Raw genomic sequence first — 11,406 nt, 5'->3', positions numbered from 1 at the left:
CCGCCCGCGACCGGAGACGAACGCCAGCGCACCATGACGCGGAGCCGAGCGACCGCTTGCCGGGCTCCCAAAGTGGCTCAGGCCGTCCACGATGACGGCGCGTTCGCCCTTCCCTGCTCCCTCCCGGCCGGCCGCACGCTCCGACTCCGACTTGGGCTCGCAGGCCTGCGTGGAGCCGAGCGCCCGCCGGGTCGAACCCGGCGACTGGCCGTGGTCGCTGGGCGGCTCGGTCTGGAAGGACACGCTGCGCGCGGTGGTCCGCGAGTTGACCAAGGATCAGCTCGTGCTCGTGGCGGCTGGAGTGGCGTTCTTCGCCTTCCTCGCGCTGTTTCCCGCCCTCGCCGCCACCGTCGCCCTCTATGGCTTGCTGTTCGATCCGGTCCACGTGCAGCTACAGATGAAGCAGCTCGAGGGGTTGGTCCCGACCTCGGCTCACGCCCTGGTGACCGAGCAGCTCGAGCGGCTGGCGGCGGCCACCCCCGACTCGCTGAGCCTGGGGGCGATCGTCGCGCTCGGGGTGGCGATCTGGAGCGCGACCAAGGGTAGCCGAGGAATCATCCAGGCCATCAACCTGGCCTACGACCGGCAAGAGACGCGGGGCATGGTGCGCCTCTACCTGATCTCGTTGGTCCTCACCATGGGCAGCATCGTCGTCTTCATCGTCATCATCGCGCTCGCCGCCGGAGTACCGGCGATGCTCGATCGGCTCGGGCTCGACGCGGTCGCCAACGCGGCCGTGAGCTACGGGCGCTGGCCGCTCCTCTTGCTGGTGATGCTGTCGTTCACCGCGGTGGTCTACGTCATCGCTCCGAATCGCAAGCCGCTGCGGTGGCGCTGGATCACCCCCGGCTCGGTGCTGGCCACCGCGGGGTTGCTGGTGGCGTCGGGGTCGTTCTCGCTGTACGTCTCCAACTTCGGCTCGTACAACGAGATCTACGGCTCGATTGGCGCGGTGGCCGTGTTCATGCTGTGGCTGTACATCGCCTCGTTCGTCGTGCTGGTCGGAGCCGAGCTCAACGCCGAGCTCGAGCGCCGAGTGTCGAGCTGAGCGCCCCGACCTACGCCCCCCTGCCGGGCGGCAAGCTCGCCGCATGCTTGCCCACAACCCTCTGCGGGGCGAACCCTGCACGGTGCCAACCACGCCCCCTGCCGTGCGGCAAGCTCGCCGCATGCTTGCCCGCAACCGGCTGCGGGCGAACCCGACACGGTGCTTCGAAAGGCCCCACCCACGCCCCCTCTGGGGGGCAAGCTCGCCGCATGCTTGCCCGCAACCGTCTGCCGGGCGAGCCCGCACGGTGCTTCGAAAGGCCTCACCCACGCCCCCCTCTGGGGGGCAAGCTCGCCGCATGCTTGCCCGCAACCGTCTGCGGGGGGCCTAAAAGGTAATCGAAGGCCCAGCCGTCACGTCGATCAACAGACTTCCGATGTCCGGAAACCACCCGCCCACGTCGACCTCGCCGAATACGGCGAAGTTCTTGTGGAGCTGGTAGTTGAACCCGAACAGCACCCCCGCGAACCCCGGCCCCATGCGCACGGTGTCGATGCGGTTCTCGTTGCTCGGGTTGCTGGCCTGCACGGACGCCGCCAGCCCACGCTCGACGTTGCCCAAGTCATCGGTCGAGCAGCCGTTGTTGTAGGGCCACACGGGCGTGCATTGATCGACGGGGACCTGGCCGCTGGCATCGACCGGGCCCGAGAGCGCGGCCTCGACCGCATCGGGCACGCTGTTGCCGTTGCGATCGTTGGAGAAGCCCATGTTGACACGCAGGCGCGCGTTGCCGTAGCCGCCGAACAGCCCCAGCATGCCCTGGAACTTGCCGCCCTTCTTGGCGATGAGGGCCTTGGCCTTGATGCCCACCGCCCAGGTGAAGGGCGGCTTGCGCTGGAATCCGGACGGGTTACCCGACAGCACCTGCTGCGTGAACGACTGATCGAGCGAGAGGTTGGGATCGTCGGTGAAGACCTTGGAGCCCGTGACCACCTGCAGCCGCGAGTAGACACCGAGGAGGATCGCCATCGAGCGTTGCTCGCCGATGTCGCGATCGAGCACACGAAACGAGACCTCGGGCGCGAGGTGGAACGGTGCGCTGGCGAAGCCGGTGGTCACCGGGTGACGACGCGAGCACTGCTGGGCGTTGTAGGCGGTGGCGAGCTGGTCGTCGGTGACCCCAGAGGGTCGAACCGCCGGGTTGGTGATCTGGATGAGGTCCTGGGAGAACTCGATCGGCGAGGAGGCCAGCGGCTTGTTGCCCGCGAACCAGCGCTCGATGGCGCAGGCCTGCTCGGACAAGCCGTAGGTCCCGGGCGTCCCCGGCGTGAACTGCTGGTACGTCATCTCGGCGACCCCGCGCGCGATGCCGAACCCGGTGCCCACGCCAATGTTGATGTAGACCCGCGGCCAGCTCGACGGACCCGAGGGCTTCTTCTTGCGGCCACCCTCCTCACCGTCGCCCTCGCCCTCGCCCTCGCCCTCGCCCTCGCCGCCACCTCCGGCGCCCATCTCGAGCACCAGCGGCTTGTCCTTGTCACCGAGGTTGGCGAGCGCCTGCTGGTTGCCGTTGTAGACGTAGAAGAAGTACTCGATGCCCGCATCCCCATGCGCGCTGGCGGGGATGGTCACCGAGCCGAGGTTGCCGAAGGTCTCGAGGTAGGCCGACTCGAACTCGCCGTCGCTGCCCTTCTTGCGCCAGTAGATCACCATGGTCACGCCCTCGGAGACGGGTACCGAGGACAGCGCATCGATCACGATGTCTTGGCCGGCCGCGACGGCCGGGGTGGTGTGGGCAATGGGGCCGGTGCCCGGCGCCGGTACCCCGGCCCGCGCCTCGTCGAGCAGCTGCTGAAGGTCGTCCGAGCGCAGCTCGATCGGCAGCGCGACGTTGTAGTCGGCCCGAACGGCCTCCTGAAAGGCCGCCACCGTCCGCGAGCGATCACCCGTGTTGGAGTAGATGATGCCGCCCCGTAGCACGAGCAGCGGGGCCAGACCCGGGTCGGCGGCCATGCCCGCCCCCTGGGCACGCGCCACCGCGGCCTCGAGGGTGGCCTGCGCCGCATCGAGCTCGAGCTCGTTGAACTGCGTCTTGGCCAGCTCGTAGGCCGACTTCATGTCGTCCCGCGGCCCGGCATGGGCCTCGGTGGGCGCTCCCACGGCCCCCGCCACGAACAATCCCAGCGCGAGCACCAGCGCGGTGTGCCATCCCCGAGAGTGGGACTTGCGATGCATCGAAGCGAGCATACCGCGACACCCCTAGGTCAAGGCGTCTTGGGCTTGCAGTCGGCGTTGGAGACGTTGAACTCCACGCGCCGGTTGTTGGCGCGGCCCTCGGCCGTCCGGTTGGAATCGATCGGCCGCTCCTCGCCGTAGCCAACGCCCTCGAGGCGCTCGGGTTCGACCCCCTTGGCGACGAGGTACTTCTTGACCGAGTCGGTGCGCCGCTGCGACAGCTTGAGGTTGGACTTGTTGCTGCCCTTGGAGTCGGTGTGGCCCTCGATGCGGAAGTGCAGCTCCTTGGGTACCTGGTTCATGACCGTGGCCACGTCGTCGAGCAGCTCGAAGCTGCGCGGATCGATGTCCCACTTGTTGAACTTGAAGAACACCTTGTCGCTGATCTTGACCGAGCAGCCATCGAACTGCGCCTTGAGATCGGGGCAGCCGTCCTCGTCCTGATCACCGTCGTAGTCCTCGGGATCGTCGGGGCACTTGTCCTTGGCCTTGCAGACGTCCGCGTACTTGGCGGCGTTGGTCGAGCCCTCGACCCACGGATCGCAGATCTTGTCCCCGTCGTTGTCGGGCTCGGGGCAGCCGTCCTCGTCCTGGAAGTTGTCGACGTCCTCGGGCTCGTTCTTGCAGGCGTCCTTCTCGTCGAGGATGCCGTCCGCGTCGTTGTCCGGATCAGGACAGCCGTCCTCGTCCTCGAACCCGTCCATGTCCTCGGGCTCGTTGCGACAGTCGCGATCGCCCTTCTTGTCGTCGTTGACCCACTGGCCGTCGACCAGCTGCGCGGCGTCGAGCACCTGGTCACCGTCGTTGTCCGGGTCGGGACAGCCGTCGTCGTCCTCGAAGCTGTCGAAGTCCTCGGGATCGTCGGCGCACTTGTCGACCTCGTCGTCGTAGCCGTCGCCGTCGCGGTCGCCCACGACTCCCACCGCCTTGGTGCGGCAGCGCTCGGGGGTGGTCAGCTCGCGCGCCCGGGCGGTGTAGTAGGCCGCGTCCTCGGCGTACTGCTTGCCGCGGTAGTACTCGCCCACCGCGAGCGCATCCTGGGCGAACTTGATGTTGGCCTCGGCGATCGCGGTCTCCTTGGGCGCGCAGTGGATCGCCTTGGAGCCGTCGCGGATGGCGCGCTGAAGCGTGGTCTGGGTGCCCTCGACCTCGCCGAGCAGCTTCTGGCCCAGGCACCCGGGCACGAGCGCCACGAACAAGACCAGAGGCCACGGGGACGGCCTTGCAGCGGGGCTCGTCGCAGCGCTCACTTGCCACCTCCCACGCTGCCGCCGACCTCGACCTTGCCCTTGGCCTTGGCACCGCCCTTGGACTTGCTGGCCCCACCTTCGGCCTGGCCGCTGGCGGCTCCGTCGGCCTGGCCCCCGCCACCCCCGGCATCCTCGGATCCGGGAAGGGAGACCGCCTCCTTGATGGCGCCCGACTCTCGCTTCTCGGCCTTGGTCTTGGCCTCCTCGGCGAGCTGCTTGGCCCGCACGCCGTAGTCGAACGAGCGCTCGTACTCGCTGTAGGCCATCAAGACCTTGGCTTGCTCGAGGTAGGAAACCGCGCCCCAGTACTCGTAGGGGGCATAGAGCTCGGCCTCGGCGGCCTTGGCGTCGGCCACGGCCTTGCTCGCATCCTTGGCAACCTTCTTGAGGTAGCCAAAGGGGCCGCAGCCGGCCCCCGCCACCAGCGCGGCGATCGACAGGAGCTGGAGGAGGCGACGGGAGGACGTGGACACCGGGTGCTCCGTGATGGTGAGGAGGGCCAAGGGACCGGCCTTCGGGTCGTACCGGCCAAACGCTGCTCGTGGCGACCCCTTGGAAGCGTCGCCGGGCGGCGCCGCGGGGCCTTGGCGGCAGGCCTCGCCTGCCTGGGATCCTTGGCGAATTTCGGGTCGGAGGTTAGCAGGGGCGCGCGTTGCGGGTCAACAACGCGGCCAGCGTGACCGTCGCACCTCCCTGGCTGCTACCCTGCGGCCTCGTGCGGCATCGCGGTGGGTACAGCGCAGCGTGGGCAGCGGCCCTGATCGCCCTGACCGGATGTACCCGGGTCTCGGATCGCTCGCGCTTCGAGGGACCGCAAGAGCAGCTCGAGATCCTCCTCAGTGCGCCCGCTCCCGGGGAGCGGGGGGTGGATCCCGAGATCCGCATCGACCTCTGCCTGTCCGGCCGCATCGATCCGCGATCCCTCGACGAAATCGACGCCACGGTCAGCTCGGGCGGGGCGATCACCGACTCCGAGTTCTCGGTCCAGCTCGTACCGTGGCTCTCTCCAGGCGAGGACAGGCCTCCCGATGATCGACGGGCGCCCTGGTGCGGCGGCAGCGTGCTGTCGATCGAGCCCAAGGCTTCGCTGTTGCCCGGCGCCCAGTTCCGCCTGCGCCTGTTCCCGAGCGCGGTGGGCTGGGCCGGCGAGGAACTCTCGACCGACGGACCCCAGTGGGTCACCGACGAGGGAGCCGACGAGCCGCGCTACGTGGTCGAGTTCACCGTGGATCCCACCCCGAGCCTCGAGCCCTTTCCCGAGGATGATCCCACCCCACCGGTGACCCTGCGCGACCTGTTCACCGACGGCCGGGTCTTCGATCCGAGCACCGACACCTGCCGCTGCCATCGAGACCCCGACGACCTGGCGCTGGCTCGCCTCGATCTGCGGGATCCCGCCGTGGCGACCGTGGGCTTGCTCGGCTCTGCCCAGCCCCGCGACACTGGCTTTGCGATGGTCGCCCCTCGCGATCCGTCACAGAGCTTCCTCGTGCAAAAGCTGCTGCGCGACGATCACGAGCAGGGCCAGGGAGAGGCGCTCTACGGGGTCCTCGGCGACCCCATGCCCCCAGACGAGCCGCTGCGCTACGCCGACCTGCTCCCGATCCTCCAATGGATCGCCGACGGAGCCGAGCCGTAGCGGCGGCTCGTCACCGCGATCGCCGCCCTCATGGCCCCCCAAGGGCCTACTCGAGGATCGTGAACTCGATCCGGCGGTTGCGGGCCTGCCCCTCCGGGGTCTCGTTGGTGTCGATCGGCTGATCGGGGCCCACCCCATCGGTCTCCAGGCGCGACTCCTCGATGCCTTGCTCGACCAGGTAGCGCTTGACCGACGCCGCGCGGCGCTGCGACAGGTCGATGTTGTGGCGGTAGCCACCGGTCGACGAGGTGTGGCCCACGATCCGCACCCGGATGTCCGAGTAGCGCTTCAAGGTGGTCACGGCGCGATCGAGCACGGGCTTGGAGATCGGCTTGATCACGTCCTTGTCGTTGTCGAAGAAGATCCCCTCGATCACACCGGCGATCTCCTCGAGCTCGCGCGGGATCTCGTCGGGGCAGCCATCGCCGTCCTCGAAGCCGTTGCGGGTCTCGGGCTCATCGACGCACTTGTCCTCGGGGTTGGGCAGGCCGTCGGCGTCGTTGTCGTCGACGCACACCTGCGGGCAGCCGCGCGGAGGCATACCGAACGTGTCGGGACAGAAGTCCTCCTCGTCGATCACGGTGTCGCGGTCGCGATCGTTGGCGGGCGGCGGTGGCTCGGTCTCGACGGGGGGCTCGGCCTTCTTGGGCGTGCGGCGGCCGAGCATCCACGTGAAGCCGAGCAGGATCTCCGGACTCGACGTGAGACCCTCGCCGATCCCGAAGCGATTGGTGATGACGTCGCGGATGTCGAGCCGCAGCTGGATGTTGCGATTGACGAACACCTTGACGCCGCCGCCGATCTGGATCGCGACGTCTTGATCGTTGCCGATCCCCACGGGAGCACCTGGGCTCGACATGCCCATGAGGCCGGTGCCAACGAGCAGGAACGGGGTCACGCTCCACAGCCCGAGCTGACCGATGACGTTGGCCCGCAGCGCCCAGGCCGTCGCCCGCCCGTCGGTGCCCAGCGTACGGGTGGGGATCACCCCGCCCTCCACCTCGACGCCCACGTAGGCCAGCGGGTAGTAGCCGGCGCGCAGGCCCACGTGGGGCGCAGCCCGGCGCAGGTGCTGGTTGCCATAGCGATCGAGATCGGGCTCGGGATGGAACAGCTCGAGACGCCGGCTGGGAAACCAAACTCCGCCGTAGGCACCCACCTCGAAGGTATTGGCCTGGGGCTTCCAGCGGTGGATCCACTCGTCTTGCTTGGCGTCGGCGGCGGGCTGCTCCTCGCCCGTCGTCTTCTCGGCCGAGGGCTCGGGGCCTCGCGCGGAGTAGCGCCGTCCCGAGGTCGATGCGGAGGAACCGGCCGCAGCCCCCGGAGCCTTCGGCTCGGCCGTCGCAGACGTCGGCTCCTCCGGGCCGGGACCAGGCGCGCCGACGGGCTCCGCCGGAGCCTCGGGACCCGTGGCCGGCGAGGTCTTGGGCTCGCCGGGCTTGGGTTGTGCGGGCTTGGCCTCCGCCGGCTTGGCCTCTGCCGGCTTGGCCTCCGCCGGCTTGACCGGCTTGGCCTCCGCCGGCTTGGCCTCCGCGGGCTTGGGCGAAGGGGCGGCCGGTTGCCCCGCAGGAGCCAGCAGCGAAGCCGCCAGCAACAGCTCGATCGAAACGCTAGAGATCATCACAGCTGCACACCATCTCGACGGTTGCGTCACCCACCTGGATCGCGTCGCAGGCTCCGCCCTGGAGCTCCAGGGTCTGCTCGTCGGGCCGCGTCCATCCATCTGGATCGTCGTACGCGACGGCCATCCCGTTGACCTCCACCGTACACCCCGGGAGCAAGTCGTCGGGAAGCGCCGCGCCGAGCGTGAAGCTGCACGGGCGGTCGAGGTCGAGGATCTCTTCGATCGCCATGTCCAGCTCGGGATCGTCGTGGACCACGAAGAAGGGAACATCGGGATCCCCCACCTGGTGCCCTCCCCCCGCGTTGGCGAGCTCTTGCAGGTAGTCTTCGCCGATGTCGTCGCCCACGCTCACCACCACCGTGGGGTAGCCCGCGTCGAACGCATCCCCCACCGCCGCCACGGCGGCGTCGCGGGTCTGGCTCAGCTGGATCGCGTTGGCCGGCGCCGGGATTGCGCACGTGGTCGGCTCGCCGCCCGTCAGCAGCACGATGACCTTGTCACCCATCCATGCATCGCCGTCGAGCTCGACCACCACGTCGTCGATCGCATCGGCCACCGGATTGCTCCCGCCGACCACGGCCATCCCCATCGCCACCGTGATCTCGTCGGCCGCGTCGAGCTGAGGCGGCACCGTGATCAGCTGAGGGCATCCCACCTGCGCGCCGCGGTACGACGAGAGCCCAAAGCGCGCGGTCGACTGCTGCTGCGTGACCGCGCCGAGGACCGGGTGCACCAGCGCATCCTCCACCGCGTCCCAGCGCGGGCTGCCGTCGAACGCCACGGTCATCGCGTCGCTCTGCTCGACCGCGAAGTGGAACGTGCGCAGGGGGAGCTGCAGATCCTCGTCGAGACCGGGACACTCGACCGGGCCCCCCGAAGAACCGCCCGAGGATCCATCGGCCGTCATCACGCTGTCGTCGTTTCCGCCGCTCCCGGTCATCAGCTCGGTCGTCGCCGTGCTCGAGCTGTCGGCGCCGCTGGTGCCCGAAGCGGACTCGGAGTCGAGCTGCGGGCACCCGCCCTGGAACAGCCCGTCGTCCCAGCACTCGGGCGCGCAACCGACCGAGCCCACCGTGACCCCGAGCGTGAAGAGCCCAGCGAGCGCGAGCGCGCCGGAACCGGGCAGCCGTCCTTGTGGCCTCATGCGGCGAAGGGTGGACGAGGCGACCACCTTTCGCCAATAGTAATGCGCGCGTGAATCGATGGGGTCCGCCGAAGACCTCGTGAGGCTGCGCAATTTCGCGAATGCGCGGAATCGCGCAACGACCCGTCGTCTCGCTCCCGTTACGCTGGCGGCGCGAGCGTCATGGGAGGCACCAGGATGTACACGGCACGTTGGTCGAGCTCACCGCAGTCATCGGCGAGCACTTCGATGTTGGCCTCGAACACCCGCGGTTGGTCACCCTGCTCGACGAAGTCGTTGAAGGCCCGGATCTCGAAGATCACATCGGTGTTGGGAATCACGTTCTCGAACGCCGTAGGCCCCAGCGAAGGCTCGGGCGCCCCTGGTAGCGGCACCGGTCCGTGGTCCAGGGGCGTCACCGCCTTGATGAAGTCGGCAGTCGAAGTTCCGGGTGGGAGCGGCTGGCCATCGATGTCCGCATCGACCCCCGTGACCAGGCTGGTCACGCCGAACTGCCCGTAGGCCGCCACCAGCTGGATCGCGGAGCTGAACGACGATCCGACGCCGACCCCATTGAACTGGGCCTGATAGGACATCGGACACATGCCATCGGTATTGGGCGCCACGCCCAGGCTGTTGGGGCCCGTGCAGCACTCGCCGTCGGCGCAGTTGTCGGGCCGCCCGCCGATGTCCCAAGCCTCGGGGGGGATCACCGCGCCGGTCGCCTCGGCCAGCACGCGGCCATCGCTCATCGCGCTGCAGCTCCCGCCCGACAACGCGATCTGCACCACGCGGGCACAGATCGCATCGAGGGCCGCCACCGTCTGCTCGCGGCTGTGGGCCACCGCCGCCACCTCGGGCGAGTAGAGTCGGTCGCAGGTGCTGTCGACGGTGTCGTGGCTGACCGCGTTGGTGATCGAGACGATCACCGGCAGCGAGCCCTCGCGAAAGCCGACCCCACCGATGCCGTCGTGGTTCTCGGCCACCATGGTGGCCCCAGGCCCGGACAGACCCTCGCCGGTCGCGATCTGATAGAGCGCCTCGAAGTTGGCCTCGGGCGGGTCGTTGCCATCGCCGACCTCGAGCGACAGCAGCGCCTCATCGACCGCATCGCTGTCGTCGGTGATCGGCTGGAACAGCTCGAACGGCTGATCGGTGGCCGCGATCCCGTGCGGCATGACCGGGAAGTCCTCGAAGCCTCCCACCCCGAACTGGGTGTCGGGCACCAGGTCCTGAATGGCCGGGATGATGTTGGTGACCATCGCGTTCTGAAGGTTGGCGATGGCACCGTCCATCGATGCGGTCGTGTCCATGTTCACGAACACGTCCATGCTCTTGACGTCGGTGCTGAAGGTCAGCGGCTTGGCCTGCTCGCCGGCCTCGTCCTCCCACGGCAGCACGAAGAAGAAGTCGGAGTCGAGGCGATAGGCGGCGACCGTCACCTGCGCCTGGCCCTCGTCACCGCCCACCGTGGCAGTCAGGATGGTGGAGGCGAACGTCGAGTCGGGGAACACGGCCGATTCGAACGTCGAGCCATTCATGGCCCCGAGCTCCGGAGCGCTCACCGACCACGAGGCCTGTGCCGTCACGTCGCTCGTGGACCCGTCGGCGTAGACTGCGGTGACCGTATAGGGGAGCGAGGCGGAGGCGCCGATGTCGAGCTCGAGGATCGCCTCGGGCGGCTCGACCAACAGGTAGAGCACCGCCGCCTGCCCCATGGACTCGCTCTCGGTGGCGGTCCCGTCGGCCGACATCGTGCCCGTGCCGATGCTGTCGATGCCCGTCTCGGTCTCGGTCGCCGACATGGCGCCCGGGCCATCATCGCCACACCCCCCCAGCAACCAGCCCACACTCACCACGACGGCCGATGCCGTCCAACGCCCGAGGCCTCGTCGTTTGCTCTTCATGGTCGGTTTTCCGCACTACCGTATCGCAGTGCTACCCCGACGTGGGGGCCTGTCGAACCCGAAGTGCGGAATTTCTGAATGGATCGGGCGATGGCGAGCCCCACCTGCGCGTTGGTGACCCATCCAGGACGTCGTCACGCGCGAACTGGCACACCGAGGACCGTCCTGGCGGTCCATCGGCCACGCCGTCTGGCTCTGCGGCCGATTTCGGCCGCTCGACTTCCTACTCGATCCCTCGCTCCATCTTGCGCACCTGCGCGATCATGCCTTCGAGCCGCTCGATCCGCTCCTTGCACCGCTGGTGCACCTTGATGAAGTCGGGGTCGTCGAGTCCGAGCTTGGCCGCCTCTGCATACTTGGCCAGCGCATCCTGGGTGCGGACCAGACAGGCCGCGAGCTGATCCCCGCTGAGCTGGGCGGCCGGCTGTCCCTCGGCGTAGTGCACCTTGCACGGACCTCGCTCCGCATCCCCCTCGATCTGCAGCCCTTCCATGTACACGTCGTGCTTGTTGGGGCCTTGCTGGCACGACGCCGTGACCGACAGGCCGACGAGCAGGCCGAGGGCGGTGGTGCGTCGACGGGCGGAGTTCCGAGTGGGGGCAAGGGCGCTCACGTGCGCCAGTATTGCATCGGGAGGGGG

General features: G+C 68.7%; 9 protein-coding genes. 2 read left to right on the top strand and 7 right to left on the bottom strand.

The genetic code is table 11. The features are described from left to right. Nucleotides 1-91: 91 nt before the first annotated feature. Nucleotides 92-1,048, top strand: coding sequence for a YihY/virulence factor BrkB family protein (locus tag OEB96_RS32510; RefSeq protein ID WP_266220718.1), 957 nt, complete (start codon nt 92-94; stop codon nt 1,046-1,048). A 327-nt stretch (nt 1,049-1,375) separates the two neighbouring features. Here the strand turns inward: OEB96_RS32510 and OEB96_RS32505 are convergent, their stop codons facing one another. Genes OEB96_RS32505 through OEB96_RS32495 form a run of 3 tightly spaced genes read right to left on the bottom strand, consistent with a single transcriptional unit; the run spans nt 1,376 to nt 4,946 of the window. Beyond that, on the bottom strand, nt 1,376-3,223 hold the full coding sequence (locus OEB96_RS32505; protein ID WP_266220717.1) for a hypothetical protein: 1,848 nt from the start codon (nt 3,221-3,223) through the stop codon (nt 1,376-1,378). A 29-nt stretch (nt 3,224-3,252) separates the two neighbouring features. Beyond that, a complete protein-coding gene (locus tag OEB96_RS32500) occupies nt 3,253-4,416 on the bottom strand; it encodes an OmpA family protein (protein ID WP_266220716.1) in 1,164 nt (387 codons plus the stop codon). Nucleotides 4,417-4,469: 53 nt separating this feature from the next. Further along, nucleotides 4,470-4,946, bottom strand: a complete 477-nt coding sequence (locus tag OEB96_RS32495) for a DUF4398 domain-containing protein (protein ID WP_266220715.1) — start codon at nt 4,944-4,946, stop codon at nt 4,470-4,472. A gap of 242 nt (nt 4,947-5,188) precedes the next feature. On the opposite strand from OEB96_RS32495, the gene OEB96_RS32490 reads away from it, so the two are divergent. Beyond that, complete coding sequence (locus OEB96_RS32490; RefSeq protein ID WP_266220714.1) at nt 5,189-6,112, top strand: hypothetical protein; 924 nt, start codon at nt 5,189-5,191, stop codon at nt 6,110-6,112. A gap of 46 nt (nt 6,113-6,158) precedes the next feature. Here the strand turns inward: OEB96_RS32490 and OEB96_RS32485 are convergent, their stop codons facing one another. The 4 genes from OEB96_RS32485 to OEB96_RS32470 all read right to left on the bottom strand — a co-directional run bounded on the left by OEB96_RS32485 (nt 6,159) and on the right by OEB96_RS32470 (nt 11,379). Further along, nucleotides 6,159-7,733: an OmpA family protein gene (locus OEB96_RS32485; RefSeq protein ID WP_266220713.1), complete on the bottom strand. Its 1,575-nt coding sequence runs from the start codon at nt 7,731-7,733 to the stop codon at nt 6,159-6,161. Beyond that, nucleotides 7,723-8,880: a vWA domain-containing protein gene (locus OEB96_RS32480; RefSeq protein WP_266220712.1), complete on the bottom strand. Its 1,158-nt coding sequence runs from the start codon at nt 8,878-8,880 to the stop codon at nt 7,723-7,725. Before OEB96_RS32480 ends, OEB96_RS32485 begins: the two co-directional genes overlap by 11 nt. 140 nt (nt 8,881-9,020) lie before the next feature. Further along, complete coding sequence (locus tag OEB96_RS32475) at nt 9,021-10,664, bottom strand: vWA domain-containing protein (protein ID WP_266220711.1); 1,644 nt, start codon at nt 10,662-10,664, stop codon at nt 9,021-9,023. A 325-nt stretch (nt 10,665-10,989) separates the two neighbouring features. Then, a complete protein-coding gene (locus tag OEB96_RS32470) occupies nt 10,990-11,379 on the bottom strand; it encodes a hypothetical protein (RefSeq protein ID WP_266220710.1) in 390 nt (129 codons plus the stop codon). Nucleotides 11,380-11,406: the final 27 nt, after the last annotated feature.

Origin of the sequence: Paraliomyxa miuraensis (assembly GCF_026337845.1) — a bacterium.
Classification (GTDB): domain Bacteria; phylum Myxococcota_A; class Polyangia; order Nannocystales; family Nannocystaceae; genus Paraliomyxa; species Paraliomyxa miuraensis.
This window is presented reverse-complemented; position numbering and strand designations above follow the sequence as displayed.